Raw genomic sequence first — 15025 nt, forward strand, 5'->3', positions numbered from 1 at the left:
CCAGGGGGTGATGCCGACGAGGCCGGGCAGTCTGCTACCCGATCGACCGGGGGGGACACAGCCGCCCATCGGCACTGTGCCGCCCCAGGGGACGATGCCGACAAGGCCGGGCAGTCTGTTGCCCGATCGACCGGGGGGAACACAGCCGCCCATCGGCGCCGTGCCGCCCCAGGGGATGATGCCGACAAGGCCGGGCGGTCTGTTACCCGAGCGGCCGGGGGGAACACAGCCACCCATCGGCACGGTGCCGCCCCAGGGGATGATGCCGACGAGGCCGCCCCTGGGGGAGAGGCCCGCTATCAGGCTGCCGGGCAGGGTTGAGCCGCCGGCGGTCTTGCCGGGTCGGGTGACGGCAGGGCAGCAAGCGAGCGAGCGGGCTCTCGACGAGCGCACCCTGTGCGTGATGCCGGACGAGCGGGATAGCCTGCCCGCAGAGCAGCGGGATCACTATCCGGATTGCCCCTTCAGCCGGGCCGAACTGGCAGCGGGTCAGGTAGCGGCCCAAGAGCCGCCTGCCGCCGTGCAACCGGCAGAGCGGCGCTGGAACCTCTGGGCGGATGAGGTCTACTACGACATCTCGGATCACCGCCACGGGCTCGACATCTCGGGCTCGACCAATGTGTTCAGCCTGGGGGCGGACACCCGGCTGGATAACCGCCTCATCCTCGGCTTCAGCGTCTCCCGGGTCGACAGCAGGGTGGACGCTTTCAATGGCGGCATGCAGCTGGCGGCCGGGGGATACAACCTGGGCCCCTATCTGGCGTACCCGCTGTCGGAGAGCTGGATGCTGGACGGCAGCCTGGTCTACGGCTGGATGGACAATACCCAGGAGCTGCTCTTCCTCTCCGGCGATTATGGGTCGACCTCCCTTGGCGGCAGCCTGGGGGCCACCGGCCAGTACTTCTGGTCCGAGACGTCGGTGCGCCCGCGGCTGGCCATCAATTACAGCCATGACCGCAGCGACGGATACCGGATGGAGGGGGATTACCGAGGGCTGGCGGTGCGGCTGGCGCGGGACAGCGACAGTGACAATCAGGGCAACCTGACGGGCACGGTCGAATTCAGCCGCGTCTATTACACCCGCCAGGGCCGGCCGCTGATGCCTTACGGTGAGCTGGGGCTGGATTATGGCTTTGAACGGCCGAACGATGGCTATATCCTGACGGGCGATCTCAGCTCGGCGCGTACCGATCCCCTCAGCGGGACGGTACGATTGGGCGTGCGCACCCTGATCGGCAGCGAGGCCACCCTGACCACCAGTGCCGGGTACACCAGCATAGGGCAGGATGGGCTCAACATCTGGGAGTGGCGCATCAATCTCTCCAAGCCGTTCTGACCCCATAGACAGGGGCGATACCGCCCCTCACGACCAAGAAGGAGCATCGAATGGATGCACTGACGCTACTGCTCAACCGCCACTCCTGTGGCCGCCTGACCGAGCCGGCGCCGAGCGGCGAGGTACTGGACAATATCCTGAAGGCGGGGCTGCGTGCGCCGGATCACGGCACCCTGACCCCCTGGCAGTTCATCCTGTTTGAAGGGGAGGGGCGCGAGCGCCTGGGCACCCTGCTGGCCGACGCCGCCCGTGCCCGTGGGGAGGATGAGGACAGCGTCGAGAAGTCCCGGACTGCCCCCCTGCGTGCGCCTCTGGTCATCGCGGTCGCGACCCGGTATCAGGCGCACCCCAAGGTGCCGAAACTGGAGCAGGAGCTCTCCGCCGGTTGTGCTCTGATGGCGATGCAGATGGCGGCCCAGGCCCAGGGCTTCAACGGCATCTGGCGCTCCGGCTGGTTTATCTTCGATGCGGGGATCAACGCCGGACTGGGGCTGGCACCGGAGGATCAGCTGGTGGGCTTCCTCTACCTCGGTACCCCCATGCTGGAGGCTCGCAAGCTGCGCGAGCTGCCGATGGCGGACTTCGTGCGCCGCTTCTGAGCCATAAAAATGAAAAGAAAGCCCTGATTATTCAGGGCTTTCTTGTTTTCTGATAGTTCCATCAGGCTGTACTGATAAATGGGCGCTTGCCAAGAGGGGAGTGGGGATTAGCCGGACATTTTTTAAATAGTGAGAGGTTCTTCTCAATCCTGGTGGATTACGCTATGTAAAACGTTTGCGCCCCTTTATTATCCCACTGCCAGTTTAGAAGGGGATCCCTTCTAATTTTCTGCGATGAGAGTCGCAATTCCGTAGCACCTTTTTACAGCCCAACGTCTTGATGACATTGGGCTTCATTTTTTTGGGCATTTTTTAGGTACCGGTACCCTCAACCTCTTAGGACCGGAAAGGTCACCTTTTTACAGGTCATCATGGTTTTGATGACATTGAGCTTCATTTTTTTGGGCGTTTTTTAGGTACCGGTACCCTCAACCTCCTAGGACCGGAAAGGTCACCTTTTTACAGGTCATCATGGTTTTGATGACATTGGGCTTCATTTTTATCCGCGCTTCTCAGGTATTGGTACCCTCAACTCTTTAGGATCGGCAAACCCACCTTTTTACAGGCCATCATGGTCTTGATGGCATTGGGCTTCATTTTTATTGGCGCGGCTCGGTGGGGAGCCCGGGCTCAGCGGCCGCCTTGGCGGGCAGTATCCGGGCCGGGTTGCCCACCACCCGGGCGCCGGCCGGCACGTCCTTGCTGACCACGGCCCCCGCGCCGACGATCGCCTCCCGCCCTATAGTCACCCCCGGCAGCAGTATGGCCCCGCCCCCGATCCAGACCCTGTCTTCGATGGTGACCGGCAGCGCCGTCTCCACCCCCAGCAGGCGCTCATCGGCCTCCAGGGCGTGGGCGGCGGTGTAGATCTGCACGTTGGGTCCTATCATGACCCCGGCGCCGATGCGGATCGGCGCATTGTCCAGCAGGGTGGCCCCCATGTTGATGTAGGAGCCCTGGCCAAGGTGGATGTGGCGACCATAGGTGCAGTAGAGGGGCGGGCAGATGAAGGCTCCCTCCGCCAGCTCGCCGACGATCTCCCGCAGCAGCGCCAGCTGCTCATCCTCCTCGTCGCTGCGGTTGAAGCGGCGGTAGAGGCGCGCCGTCTCCCGGCGCAAGAGATCCAGCTTCGGCGCCATGCAGTTGTAAGGCTGGCTGGCGATCATCTTCTCGTATTCGGTCATGGGGGCTCCTTGTCGGTCTGGTGCTGCAGCTTGGCGGCCGGGCCGCCGGATAACCTGGTCAGCCGCCTGTCACGGGCAGCACCAGATTGGTCGGTCTGCCCTCGGCAAAGGCAACCAGGTTTTCAAAGGCGGCACGAAAGTAGAGCTCGTAGCTGCTGCGCTCCACATAGCCCAGGTGCGGCGTGGCCACCACGTTGGGCAACCCCAGCAGGGGCTCGTTGTCCGGCGTGGCGGGCTCGGCGTCGAACACGTCGACTGCCGCCCGCCGGCTCGGGTTGGCGCTCAGCGCCGCATACAAGGCGCCCGGCTCGATAAGCTCCGCCCGGCTCACATTGACCAGCAGAGAGTCCCCCTTCATCTGTGCGAGATCGGCCCGGGTCACGCAGCCGCGGGTCGCCTCACCGAGGCGCAGGTGCAGGGAGAGGACGTCGGCTTGGCGGAAGAAGGCATCCTTGTCGGGAGCGCTGGCATGGCCATCCTGCTCGGCCTGCCGGCGGGAGGCGTCACTGCCCCATACCAGCACCGACATGCCAAAGGCCCGGCCGTAGCCGGCCACCAGCCTGCCAATCTTGCCATAGCCCCAGATGCTCAGGGTCAGCCCCTGCAGGGTGCGGCCAAGACCCAGCGCGCCGGATTGCTGCCACTGTCCCTGGGCGAGGGCATGGCTGTAGGCCGGAAGGTGGCGGGAGGCCGCCATGATGAGGGCCCAGCAGAGCTCGGCCGGTGCCACCGGGCTGCCGACGCCCTCGGCAACGGCCACGCCGTGGCGCTGGCACAGGAGGGGGTCGATATGCTGGCTGACCTTGCCTGTCTGGCTGATGAGGCGAAGGGAGGGGAGGCGCCTGAGCAGGGTCTCGTCGATGCGGGTGCGCTCGCGGATCAGCACCAGGGCCTCTACCCCTTCCAGGCGGGCGGCGAGGCGCGCAGCATCGGGCTCGCCCTGGTTGAGAATGCGAACGTCGTGCCCCGCCAGCAGGGCAAAGCAGGGGAGGTGGCGCACCTGATCCTGATAGTCATCCAGAATGGCGATCTTCATTTTTATCCTCCAGTTTCCAGTCATTGCGTGCCCTTGGCTGGGCGCTGGCGAGAGTCGCCGATGGCTGGATGACGATGCCTGCAGCCGTATCAAGATTCAAGTGGTTCAGATTGGAATCTCACCGTGGACGAGCCCGGGTGGGCCCGTCCGGATGATCAGGTGGGGCGAGAAGCGGGCAGGGCCGCGTCGTGCTCGATCAGCTGGGAGAGTTCGCCGCTCTCATCCTTGAGGGCGACCCCGGTCAGGCGGCGGCTGAAGGCCTGTTCCAGCAACCAGGCCAGCTTGTGCGCCGCCTGGGGGAAATCCAGGCCTGCCGGCCGCACGTTGGAGATGCAGTTGCGCTCGGAGTCCATGCGTCCGACCCTGGGCTGCCAGGTCAGATAGAGCCCCAGGCTGTCGGGTGAGGATAGGCCGGGGCGCTCGCCAATCATCACCAGCACGGCACGGGCTCCCAGCAGCTCGCCCACCTCGTCCCCCAGTGCCACCCTGGCCTGGCTGGCCATGACCAGCGGGGCGCAGGTCAGCCCCAGGCGCCTGAGATGGGATTGCAGGGACTCGACAAAGGGCAGGGCATTCTGGTGCAGGGCGGTGGAGGAGAGACCATCTCCCAGCACGATGGCGAGATCGACCTCGCTCTGCGGCAGTTGGCTCAGCAGGCAGCGACTGGCGTCGTCCAGGCGCCGGCCCAGATCGGGGCGGCGCAGATACTCCTCCCGGGTGCTGGCGGCGCTGTGCACCGCCAGCACCCGGTGCCCTGCGGACTCGAGAGCCTGAGTCAGCCGGGCGACGTCCAGTGGTTGGTGTACCGCATCCCGGGCCTGGGCGTGGGCCAGGCCAAAGGCCAGCAACGCCTCCGTGGGCAGGCTGACGCCGGTGCGTCCCAGGGCGATGCGGGCCGAGGTGTAGCGCTTTAGCTCAAGCCAGGGGTTCAAGTGCACGATGTCGCTCATGTCATGGGGCTCCTTGCTCATTCAGGCCACCTTGCCACGGGGGCCCAAGGTGGTCAGCAGCGGGTGGCGCAGGCCGGCATCGAGCAGCTGGCCATCCGGGTTGGTGAGCTGCATGCGCACCAGCCAGTCGGCAAATTCAGGTGCGTGCTTGAGGCCGAGCAGCTCGCGGATGTAGAGGGCGTCGTGAAACGAGGTGCTCTGGTAGTTGAGCATGATGTCGTCGGCACCGGGGACACCGATGAGGAAGGTGAGGCCGGCGGTGGCCAGCAGGGTAAGCAGGGTATCCATATCGTCCTGATCCGCTTCGGCATGGTTGGTGTAGCAGACGTCACAGCCGAGCGGCACCCCCAGCAGCTTGCCGCAGAAGTGATCCTCCAACCCGGCGCGGATGATCTGCTTGCCGTCATAGAGGTATTCCGGCCCGATGAAGCCCACGACGGTATTGCACAGCAACGGCTTGAAGTGGCGAGCCACCCCGTAGGCCCTCGCCTCGCAGGTCTGCTGATCCAGCCCGTGGTGGGCATTGGCCGAGAGGCAGCTGCCCTGGCCCGTCTCGAAGTACATGACGTTGTTGCCCAGGGTGCCCCGTCCCAGGCCGAGGGCCGCGTCATGGGCCTCCTGCAGCAGGGCCAGATCGATGCCGAAGCCCCGGTTGGCCGCTTCGGTGCCGGCGATGGACTGGAACACCAGATCCACGGGCACATTGCGCTCGATGAGCTGCAGGGTGTTGGTGACATGGGTCAGGATGCAGGATTGGGTGGGGATAGCGAAACGCTGGATCACCTCGTCGAGCATCTGGTTCAGGCTGGCCAGGACCGGCAGGTTGTCGCTGGCCGGGTTGATGCCGACCACCGCATCCCCGGCACCGTACAGGAGGCCATCGAGCATGGCGGCGGCAATGCCCTGGGGATCGTCCGTGGGGTGGTTCGGCTGCAGCCGCACGCTGAGCCGGCCGGGCAACCCTATGGTGTTGCGAAAGGCGGTGACGACCCGGCACTTTCTGGCGACCAGGATCAGATCCTGATTGCGCATCAGCTTGCTGACGGCGGCGGCCATCTCGGGCGTGATGCCGGGGGCCACGCGCGCCAGGGTCTGGCTGTTGGCCGCCTCCGACAGCAGCCAGTTGCGAAAATCCCCCACCGTCAGGTGGCTGATGGGGGCAAAGGTGGCGCTGTCATGGTTGTCGATGATGAGGCGGGTCACCTCGTCCTGTTCATAGGGGATCAGAGCCTCGTTGAGGAAGGTCTTGAGGGGGAGATCCGCCAGCGCCATCCTGGCGGCCATCCGCTCCTCGGCGCTGCCGGCGGCGACGCCGGCCAGATAGTCGCCGGAGCGGGCTGGCGTGGCCTTGGCCATGAGGGTGCGCAGATCGGGAAACTGATAGCTGTGGTGAGAGAGGTGGGTGCGATACATGGGTGTTCTCGTCGATTCATGGTGGACCGCAAGCGCACAGTGCCTTCGCTGACGCTGTGCGCTTCGGGCAAACGGGGCGGGTATCAACCAGCCTTGACCAGCTCGCCATCGCTGGCGGCGAGCGCTTCGTCATGGGTCAGACGGAAGTAGGCGTATCCCGCCAGCATCAGGCCGCCGAAGATCAGGGCCAGCAGGCCGTTGTAATAGACCATGGCCACCAGACAGAGGATAGCCAGTCCCAGCGCGAGTGCCGGAGCAAAGGGATAGAGCGGGGCCTTGAACGGGCGCTGCAGTGCAGGCTCGGTGCGGCGCAGCTTGAACAGGGCGGCCATCGAGATGATGTACATGACGATGGCGCCAAACACCGCCATGGTCACTATGTTGGCCGTGAGGGAGAGCCCGCCGATGACGATCAGCGAATCGGAGAAGATCGCAAGGATCCCCACCACGCCGCCGGCCAGGATGGCCCAGTGCGGGGTCTGGAAGCGCGGATTGACCGAGGCCAGCGCGGCAGGCAGATAGCCGGCCCGGGCCAGGGCAAAGATCTGGCGGGAATAGCCCATGATGATGCCGTGGAAGGAGGCGATGAGGCCGAACAGCCCCAGCCAGACCAGCATGTGCAGCCAGCCGCTGCTCTCGCCCACGATCATCTTCATGGCCTGTGGCAGGGGGTCGTTGATGTTGGCGAGCTGGCGCCAGTCGCCGACGCCCCCGGCAAACACCATGACCCCCATGGCCAGTACGACCAGGGTGAGGATGCCCCCGATGAACGCCTTCGGGATGGTCTTCTTCGGTTCCTTGGCCTCTTCGGCCGCCATGGCGGCTCCTTCAATGGCGAGGAAGAACCAGATGGCGAATGGAATGGCGGCAAAGATGCCGGAGACGGCGCCGAGGCTGAACTCCTGTTGACCCGCCCAGCCGTTGAGCATGAAGTTGCTGGCGCTGAAGCCCGGGCTGACCACCCCCATGAAGACCAGCAGCTCGAAGATGGCGAGCAGGGTGACCAGCAACTCGAAGGTGGCGGCGATACCCACTCCGATGAGATTGAGGGTCATGAAGACGAGATAGGCGCTCACCGCCACCCACTTGGGATCGATGGCCGGGAACTGCACATTGAGGTAGGCGCCGATCGCCATGGCGATGGCGGGCGGGGCGAACACGAACTCGATCAGGGTGGCAAAGCCTGCGATGTATCCCCCGACCGGGCCAAAGGCGCGGTAGGCATAGGCAAAGGGCCCCCCCGCATGGGGGATGGAGGTGGTCAGCTCGGTGAAGCTGAAGATGAAGGCCGTGTACATGGCGGCCACCAGCAAAGAGGTGACCAGAAAGCCCATGGTGCCCGCCTGCGCCCAGCCGTAGCTCCAGCCGAAATATTCCCCCGAGATCACCAGCCCCACGGCGATCCCCCACAGCTGGAAAGCCCCCAGAGTCCGTTTCAGTGCCGGTTTTGCACAATCCTGATGCTGCATACGCTTCTCCAAATGACATTCAAAGGTGAAAGTCTCTGAAGAGCGGGTTTGCAAGGGGCATACCACTCAGCCACATGGCACGCTATGTCATTACTTTTCAAGTGGTTGTATGGCATCCATGCTGAAGGCCGCCGCACAGCCATTGCGTCATTGTGGTGCAGCGGCACCACTATGCCCGGCTGGTGGCTGCATGCCTGGATGGGGAGGCTGGGGGAGCACAGAGAGAGTGCGCAGTAAGATGGGGGAAACGGGCTGGCAGAAACAACAAGGGCACCCTGGGGTGCCCTTGTTGTCATCCGTCGTGCTGGAGGCGGGACGGGAGATGTCTGCTTAACCGTGCTTGCGACCGGAGAGGCGGCACCACTCCTCTTTCACTGCGGTCGGGTCCATCTCGAACCACTGGCCGTAGATGATCTCCAGCTCCGGCGCCTGGCTCTCCAGCACGCCGGAGAGGGCCATCAGGCTGCCCGCCTTGCCGTGGCCTGCGATGAGCGGGGCGAGTTCCCGCAGCGGGCCTGCCAGGATGTTGGCCACCACCACGTCCGCTTCGACATCTTGCGGCTGATCCGCCGGCAGGTAGAGCTCGATCTGATCGGCGACGCCATTGCGCATCGCGTTGTCACGGCTCGCCTGGATGGCCTGGGGATCGATGTCGATGCCGATGACCCGGGCGGCCCCGAGTTTCAGTGCCGCGATGCCGAGGATGCCGGAGCCGCAGCCAAAGTCGACCACTGTCTTGCCGGTCAGATCCAGCCCGTCCAGCCACTGCAGGCAGAGCGCCGTGGTGGGGTGGGTACCGGTACCGAAGGCCAGGCCCGGATCCAGCATGACGTTGACCGCCTCGGGGTCCGGTACGTCGCGCCAGCTCGGGCAGATCCAGAGCCGCTCGCCGAACTGCATGGGGTGGAAGTGATCCATCCACTCGCGCACCCAGTCCTTGTCCTCCAGCTGCTCCACCTTGTAGCCCACGTCTTCCCCGAAGATCTGCTGGAAGAAGGCAATGGTGGGGGCCGGATCGGTTTCGGCATCGAACAGGCCCATTACTTCGGTCTCGCCCCAGAGCGGGGTCTCGCCCGGCATGGGTTCATAGACGGGCACATCCTTGGCATCCATAAAGGTCACCGCCTGGGCTCCACGCCCCAGCAGCATGTTGCTCACCTTGTCCGCCGTCTTGGCGGTGGCGTTGATTCGAATTTGTATCCAGGGCATGGCGTCGACTCTTCATAAATGTGAAACCGCGGGATTCTACCATCATGGGCCTGTGCTGTCGTGGTTTGCCCGTGGCGGCAGGGGAGAGGAAGGCAACCCTGCCAAGTTGGCACGGTTAATGTATTCCTTACTGGGTGACGGGAAGCAACTTGTTCCCGCTGAATGCTTTGCTCTATGAAGTTCCGTCATCTTTTTCAGCCACCCTCGGGTGGCTATTTTTTTGGAAAATCGGCAAATATCGGCGATCAGGCGAGAAAAACAAGAAATTGGCACGTTATCTGCAAAGGTAGGAATGTCCTGCATAAGGATGTGTGTGTGATTGTTACCCCAACGTTCAGGTTTTTAGGGCCATCCCAACGGGATGGCCCCTTTTTTTATGGTTTTTGCCGGGAAAGCCCCGTCATCTGGGGGCAGGGCCTGCTGCGGCTGTGCACTGTTGGGGCTTGTCACTGGTGATTTCACCCCATGATGGTGCATTTTCTTACCCATTAGGGAATAGGAGGGGGGAAGGGGGTGGGGCGAGTTGCCTCAGCGATCGAAATTTTTCATGTCGATCACCAGCTTGCCTATCATGCGGCCCGCCTCCAGCTCGCGATGGGCCTCTGCCAGGGTGGCGGGGGTCAGGGCGGGCAGCGTCTTGGTGAGGGTGGTCTTGAGCACTCCTTCCTCCACCAGGGTGGCGACCCGGCCGAGCAGGTGGTGCTGCTCGATCATGTCCGGGGTCTGGAACAGGGAGCGGGTGAACATGAACTCCTGGCTGAAGGTGGCGCTCTTGGACTTGAGCAGGGCCAGATCCCAGGGCTCGCTGGACTCGGCGATGGTGCAGATGTGGCCGAAGGGGCGAATGAGGCTCGCCATGGCCCCCCAGTGCTGCTCGGTGGCATTGGTGCAGAAGATGGCATCGAGCTGGCGGATGCCAATGGCGGCCAGCTCCGCCTGCAGGTCGTGGTGGCTCACGACCTGGTGCGCCCCCATGGCCAGGCACCACTCTCGGGTTTCGGGGCGCGAAGCGGTGGCGATCACCTCCATGGCGGTGAGCCGGCGGGCCAGCTGGATGGCGATGGAGCCGACGCCGCCGGCCCCGCCGATGATGAGCAGCCTGCCTGTGCTCTCGCGGGTGAGGCCAAGGCGATCGAACAGGGTTTCCCAGGCGGTGATGGCGGTGAGCGGCAGGGCGGCGGCTTCCACATCGCTCAGGCTGGTGGGGGCGAGGGCGGCGATGCGCTCGTCCACCAGCTGCAGGGCGCTGTTGCTGCCGGGGCGGCTGATGTCGCCTGCATACCAGACCCTGTCTCCGGCCTGGAACAGGGTCACCTCGCTCCCGACGGCAACGACGTCACCGACGGCGTCCCAGCCCAGCACGCGGGGGCTGCTCTCCACCTTCTCCTTGGGGGCACGCACCTTGGTGTCGACCGGGTTGATGGAGGTGGCGTTGACCCGCACCAGCAGGTCGCGCGGGCCCGGCGTCGGGTCGGCTAGATTGACCTCGATAAAGCAGTGGGGGTGATCGCTTGGCAGATAGTGGGTCAGGGCGATGGCTTTCATGGCATTTCCTTTCAAATGGAACAGGTAGGATTGCCAGCCAGTCTAGTCTGGTTGATTATTCGTATTAAGGTGGGTAATTGGTAAAGACTGTTTGAATAGATGAACAATATCGAACTGGAATTGATGGGGCTGTTCGCTACCGTGGTCGAGCAGGGCAGCTTCACCCGGGCGGCCGAGGTGCTCGGCATGCCCAAGTCCTCGGTGAGCCAGAAGATCTCGCGCCTCGAGTCCAGGCTCGGGGTGCGCCTGTTGCAGCGCACCACCCGCAGGCTGAGTCTGACGCCCCAGGGGGAGGTCTATGTGGAGCATTGTCAGGGGCTGCTGACCCTGGCCCGCAGCGCCAATCTGGCGATGGCCAGGCTGAGATCCGCCCCGGCAGGCCGGGTGCGGATCACCGCCCCCGAGGCCACCGGCACCCTGCTGCTCGGCCGGATCCTGGCGGAGTTTCGCGCCCTCTATCCCGAGGTGGTGCTGGAGCTGACCCTGTGCGACGAGCAGCTGGATCTGGTGGGGGAGGGTTACGATCTGGCGCTGCGGGCGGCGCCCCTGAAAGACTCCAGCCTCATCTGTCGGCGCATCGGTCAGGTGGCGCGCCATCTGGTGGCCGCCCCGGGTTACCTGGCGCGCCACGGCACGCCGCAGCAGGTGGCGGATCTGGGCGGGCATGCCTGCCTGGTGCACGGATCGCTGCCGGTGTGGCCGCTGCAGGAGGGGGGATGGCGGCCCCGGGGGGCTTGCCTCAGCAACAGCCTGCTGGCGCTGCGGGAGCTGGCGCTTCACGAAGGGGGCATCGCCCTGTTGCCGGCCCACGTCTGCCGGGAGGCGCTGGCGGCAGGGCAGCTGCACAAGGTGCTGCCAGACCACCCCATTCCTCCCAATCCCTTCTATCTCATCTACCCGAGTCGGGAGCACCTGGCCCCCGCCTTGCGCAGCCTGATGGACTTCGTCGCCGAGCGCCTGCCCTTCGCCTGATCACTGGTGCTGGCCGAGGGGGGCCTGACCGGGTTCGAGGCCGAGGGGCACCGACTGGCGCTCCGCCAGCATGCGGATCTGACCCTCTATGAGGCCGGCATTGGGGCCGAGGACCAGCACCAGCTGGTGCTCGTTCAGGACGATCCAGGAGAGGCAGCCGAGCCTGGCCAGACAGGACTGATCCACCAGCGCCATCTCCCGCACCCGCAGGCTGAGACGGGTCAGGCAGACGTTCATGGCCTGCAGGTTGTCCATGCCCCCCAGCGTCTTGAGGTACTGGATAGCCAGCATCTGGGGATCCGTGGGGGCCACGGTGGCGAGCTGGGGCAGATCCTCGGCGATGGGCTTGCCCGGCAGGCTGAGGGGCGTGTGCTCCAGCAGCCGGGAGAAGAGCAGGGCATAGAGGACGAAAAACAGGATGCCAAGGGGGATGAGCCAGAAGCTGTGATGGCCGCTGGAGTAGCTCAGCACCATGTCCAGCAGGCCCGCCGAGAAGTAAGTGCCCACCTGGATGCCGAGGGCGCTGCAGATGGCCAGCGACAGCCCGGTCAGCAGGGCGTGGGCCAGGAACAGCCAGGGGGCGGTGAAGGCGAACAGGAACTCGATGGGCTCGGTGATGCCCACCAGCGCCGAGGTGAGCGCCAGGGTGAGCAGCAGGCCTCCCTGCGGCACCTGCCGCATCCGCTGGCGATGAAGCCAGATGGCGAAGCAGGCACCGGGCAGGCCGAACATGATGACGGGGTAGAGGCCGGCCACATAGCCCTCATGGAGTGGCTGGGCGGTGGAGAGGGCCTGCAGGTTGCTCTCCCCCAGGCCCATGAGGCTGCCCAGTACCTGGTGCAGACCGAGCGGGATCAGCAGCCGGTTCAGCACGCCGTAACAGAAGGCGCCGATCGGGGTGGTAAGCAGGTCGGAGGCGAGCAGGGTGATGCCCTGCTCCAGCAACGGCCAGAGGATGGAGAGGGGGATCACCAGCAGCAGGCAGGCCAGGGCCGAGAGCAGCATGCCCGGCAAATCCTCCTGCAGGGGGCGCAGCCAGCCCGGCAGGCGCAGGCCGCGAGCCCATGAGCAGACCACCGCCGTGGTGAGGCCGGCCAGCAGGCCGCAGATCATGTCTGCATGGAGCCCTGGCACCAGGGTGTTGAGCGCCGAGCCGAGCAACAGGAAGTTGACCGCCCCGGCCAGGGCCTGGGCCCCTTGTCCCTGGCGGCTCAGGCCGAAGGCGATGGCCACCGCATAGATGAGGGGCATCTGGCTGAAGAGGGCCTGGCCTGCGAGAGAGAGTACGGCGAGATCCAGCACGTCCGGCTGGCCGAGGCGATGGAGCAGGGCGGCCAGAGGCAGGATGGAGACGGGCAGCAGCAGGGCATAGCCGAGCCGTTGCAAGGACTGTGTCAGGATCTTTCTGGCGTTCGTAGCGGGCATGGGTGAACTGAATTTTGTGACTTGGCGCACATTTTACCCGCATGCCCCCATTTGGGAATAGGTGAGGGGGCTTTATCGCCCCCTTTCTTAATTTTGATCAAACAATCGGCGAACCGACTGATCCGGGGCCGGTGTCAGCAGGCTGACCAGCACGAAGGCGACAAGCCCCAGCCCCAGGCTCGGGACGATGGCGTGCAGGCCGGCCAGCTTGATCCCCCACTGGCTCAGGGCGGTATAGCAGAGGATGCCACAGACCATGCTGGCCAGGGCTCCGGGCCCGTTGGCCCTGGACCAGTAGAGGCCGAGCACCAGGGGCCAGAGGAACACCGCCTGCAGACCGCCGAAGGCGAGCAGGTTGAGCCAGATGATCATCTCGGGGGGCTGCAATGCCGCCACCAGCACCAGGGAACCCAGGATCAGGGTGCAGAGCAGGGAGAGCCGGGGGATGCGCACCTCCAGCTTCTCCTGCCTCGGGTTGAGGTAGTTGAGGTAGAGATCCTTGACCAGGGTGGCCGAGGCCTGGATCAGCTGGGAGTCGATGGTGGACATGATGGCCGCCATGGGAGCCGCGAGGAAGACCCCGGCCAGCCAGGGAGGGAGCACCTCCATCATGAGGGAGGGCATGATCTTGTCCGGGCTGTCCATGCCGGGCAGGATGGCGCGACCGAGGGCCCCGGCCAGGTGCATGCCGAACATCAGCAAGGCGCAGACGATGGTGCCGATGAGAATGCCGCGGTGCAGCGCCTTGCTGTCGCGATAGCCGAAGCAGCGCAGGGCGGAATGGGGCAGCCCCACCACCCCGACGCAGACCAGGATCCAGAAGCTCAGCATGAAGGGTTGGGTCAGCATGTCGCCGGCCCCTTGCGGGCTCACCAGCTTGGGGTCTATCTCCCTGAGCTGGTGGATGAGGTTTGGCAATCCGTCACCGGCCACCAGGATCCCCGCCAGCAGGGCCCCGGTGCCGATGAGCATGACGATGCCCTGGAGCGCATCCGTCATCACCACGGCGCGAAAACCGCCGATGACGGTATAGAGCAGCACGCAGCTGGCAAACAGCAGCAGCCCTTGCTGGTAGGAGAGGCCGGTCGCCGCCTCCAGCAGGCGGGCGCCGCCGATGAACTGCACCACCATGGTCGCGATGAAGGCGAGGATGATGGTGACGGAGCCCAGGATCACCACGGCCCGGCTCTGGTAGCGGGCCCACAGCATGTCGTTGATGGTCACCGCATTTACCCGGCGGGCGATGATGGCGAACTTCTTGCCAAGGACACCCAGGGTGAGCCAGACGGTGGGTAGCTGGATCATCGCCAGCAGCACCCAGCCAAGACCGACCTTGTAGGCCGCCCCGGGCCCGCCGATAAAGGACGAGGCGGAGGTGTAAGTGGCCACCAGCGTCATAGCCAGCACCAGGCCGCCCATGCTGCGGTTGCCGATGAAGTACTCCTGCACGAAGTCGCCGCCGATCCGGTGACGGCTGGCCCAGAATCCCACCCCCAGCACCAGCACCAGGTAGACCACCAGCGGCAGCAGCAACTCAAGATTCACGGGGAGGCTCCTTGTCATCGAGGGATGGAGAGTCGAGGGGGATGTCCACGAACAGGCGGTCCACCATGAGGGCGCAGAGGCCGATGAACAGCAGCGGCATCAGGATGCAGCTGAGCAGAAACCAGAGCGGCATGTTCCAGAGCTCGAGCTCTTCCGGGATGAAATAGGCCGAGCCATACCAGGCAATGAAATAAAGCAGGGTGAGCAGCAGGCAGAGGGCTGCTTCACGACGGGCGAGTGCAAAACGGTTCACCTTGGCCTCCGACAAGTGAGCGGGGCGCAAGAATAACAAAAAAGGGCCATGTCGCCATGGCCCTTTTTTACGTTGCCGATCCGGGTGGA

Annotated in this window: 13 protein-coding genes; 3 read left to right on the forward strand and 10 right to left on the reverse strand. The window is 64.8% G+C overall.

Annotated features, from left to right (window positions below; all coding sequences use genetic code 11):
* Nucleotides 1-1336, forward strand: a 1336-nt coding sequence (locus J9885_RS09450) for an autotransporter outer membrane beta-barrel domain-containing protein (RefSeq protein ID WP_246876894.1), incomplete at its 5' end; no start/stop codon positions are given.
* Nucleotides 1337-1386: 50 nt separating this feature from the next.
* Nucleotides 1387-1935 (forward strand): NAD(P)H nitroreductase, encoded by a 549-nt coding sequence (locus J9885_RS09455; RefSeq protein ID WP_134696838.1) that lies wholly within the window; start codon nucleotides 1387-1389, stop codon nucleotides 1933-1935.
* Nucleotides 1936-2534: 599 nt separating this feature from the next.
* Here the strand turns inward: J9885_RS09455 and J9885_RS09460 are convergent.
* The 7 genes from J9885_RS09460 to J9885_RS09490 form a co-directional block, all read right to left on the reverse strand.
* Nucleotides 2535-3119: a sugar O-acetyltransferase gene (locus J9885_RS09460; RefSeq protein ID WP_210549106.1), complete on the reverse strand. Its 585-nt coding sequence runs from the start codon at nucleotides 3117-3119 to the stop codon at nucleotides 2535-2537.
* 58 nt (nucleotides 3120-3177) lie between these two features.
* The gene (locus J9885_RS09465; protein ID WP_210549108.1) at nucleotides 3178-4155 is read right to left on the reverse strand and encodes a D-2-hydroxyacid dehydrogenase family protein; all 978 of its coding nucleotides are present in this window, start codon (nucleotides 4153-4155) and stop codon (nucleotides 3178-3180) included.
* A 155-nt stretch (nucleotides 4156-4310) separates the two neighbouring features.
* A complete protein-coding gene (gene eutC / locus J9885_RS09470; protein WP_210549110.1) occupies nucleotides 4311-5126 on the reverse strand; it encodes an ethanolamine ammonia-lyase subunit EutC in 816 nt (271 codons plus the stop codon).
* Complete coding sequence (locus J9885_RS09475; protein WP_210549112.1) at nucleotides 5127-6518, reverse strand: ethanolamine ammonia-lyase subunit EutB; 1392 nt, start codon at nucleotides 6516-6518, stop codon at nucleotides 5127-5129. It abuts the gene before it with no gap.
* Between the two features lie 83 nt (nucleotides 6519-6601).
* Nucleotides 6602-7987 carry an ethanolamine permease gene (eat, locus tag J9885_RS09480; RefSeq protein ID WP_210549114.1) on the reverse strand — a complete coding sequence of 462 codons (1386 nt, stop codon included), beginning with the start codon at nucleotides 7985-7987 and terminating at the stop codon, nucleotides 6602-6604.
* 330 nt (nucleotides 7988-8317) lie between these two features.
* Nucleotides 8318-9196, reverse strand: coding sequence for a 50S ribosomal protein L11 methyltransferase (prmA, locus tag J9885_RS09485; RefSeq protein WP_210549116.1), 879 nt, complete (start codon nucleotides 9194-9196; stop codon nucleotides 8318-8320).
* 528 nt (nucleotides 9197-9724) lie between these two features.
* Nucleotides 9725-10741 (reverse strand): zinc-binding alcohol dehydrogenase family protein, encoded by a 1017-nt coding sequence (locus tag J9885_RS09490; RefSeq protein ID WP_210549119.1) that lies wholly within the window; start codon nucleotides 10739-10741, stop codon nucleotides 9725-9727.
* 99 nt (nucleotides 10742-10840) lie between these two features.
* On the opposite strand from J9885_RS09490, the gene J9885_RS09495 reads away from it, so the two are divergent.
* Nucleotides 10841-11713: a LysR family transcriptional regulator gene (locus tag J9885_RS09495; protein WP_210549121.1), complete on the forward strand. Its 873-nt coding sequence runs from the start codon at nucleotides 10841-10843 to the stop codon at nucleotides 11711-11713.
* On the opposite strand, the gene J9885_RS09500 is transcribed toward J9885_RS09495, so the two are convergent.
* The 3 genes from J9885_RS09500 to J9885_RS09510 all read right to left on the reverse strand — a co-directional run bounded on the left by J9885_RS09500 (nucleotide 11714) and on the right by J9885_RS09510 (nucleotide 14936).
* Nucleotides 11714-13138: a PTS transporter subunit EIIC gene (locus tag J9885_RS09500; protein ID WP_210549123.1), complete on the reverse strand. Its 1425-nt coding sequence runs from the start codon at nucleotides 13136-13138 to the stop codon at nucleotides 11714-11716.
* Nucleotides 13139-13225: 87 nt separating this feature from the next.
* Nucleotides 13226-14683 (reverse strand): sodium/pantothenate symporter, encoded by a 1458-nt coding sequence (gene panF, locus J9885_RS09505; protein WP_210549124.1) that lies wholly within the window; start codon nucleotides 14681-14683, stop codon nucleotides 13226-13228.
* A complete protein-coding gene (locus J9885_RS09510; RefSeq protein ID WP_043762296.1) occupies nucleotides 14673-14936 on the reverse strand; it encodes a YhdT family protein in 264 nt (87 codons plus the stop codon). Before J9885_RS09510 ends, panF begins: the two co-directional genes overlap by 11 nt.
* Nucleotides 14937-15025: the final 89 nt, after the last annotated feature.

It is taken from the genome of Aeromonas sp. SrichE-2G (genome assembly GCF_017939565.1).
GTDB lineage: Bacteria > Pseudomonadota > Gammaproteobacteria > Enterobacterales > Aeromonadaceae > Aeromonas > Aeromonas taiwanensis.

Coding starts and splice junctions, on each gene's coding strand:
- J9885_RS09455 (WP_134696838.1), top strand. CDS start 1,387: ATGGATGCACTGACGCTACTGCTCAACCGCCACTCCTGTGGCCGCCTG.
- J9885_RS09460 (WP_210549106.1), bottom strand. CDS start 3,119: ATGACCGAATACGAGAAGATGATCGCCAGCCAGCCTTACAACTGCATG.
- J9885_RS09465 (WP_210549108.1), bottom strand. CDS start 4,155: ATGAAGATCGCCATTCTGGATGACTATCAGGATCAGGTGCGCCACCTC.
- eutC (WP_210549110.1), bottom strand. CDS start 5,126: ATGAGCAAGGAGCCCCATGACATGAGCGACATCGTGCACTTGAACCCC.
- J9885_RS09475 (WP_210549112.1), bottom strand. CDS start 6,518: ATGTATCGCACCCACCTCTCTCACCACAGCTATCAGTTTCCCGATCTG.
- eat (WP_210549114.1), bottom strand. CDS start 7,987: ATGCAGCATCAGGATTGTGCAAAACCGGCACTGAAACGGACTCTGGGG.
- prmA (WP_210549116.1), bottom strand. CDS start 9,196: ATGCCCTGGATACAAATTCGAATCAACGCCACCGCCAAGACGGCGGAC.
- J9885_RS09490 (WP_210549119.1), bottom strand. CDS start 10,741: ATGAAAGCCATCGCCCTGACCCACTATCTGCCAAGCGATCACCCCCAC.
- J9885_RS09495 (WP_210549121.1), top strand. CDS start 10,841: ATGAACAATATCGAACTGGAATTGATGGGGCTGTTCGCTACCGTGGTC.
- J9885_RS09500 (WP_210549123.1), bottom strand. CDS start 13,138: ATGCCCGCTACGAACGCCAGAAAGATCCTGACACAGTCCTTGCAACGG.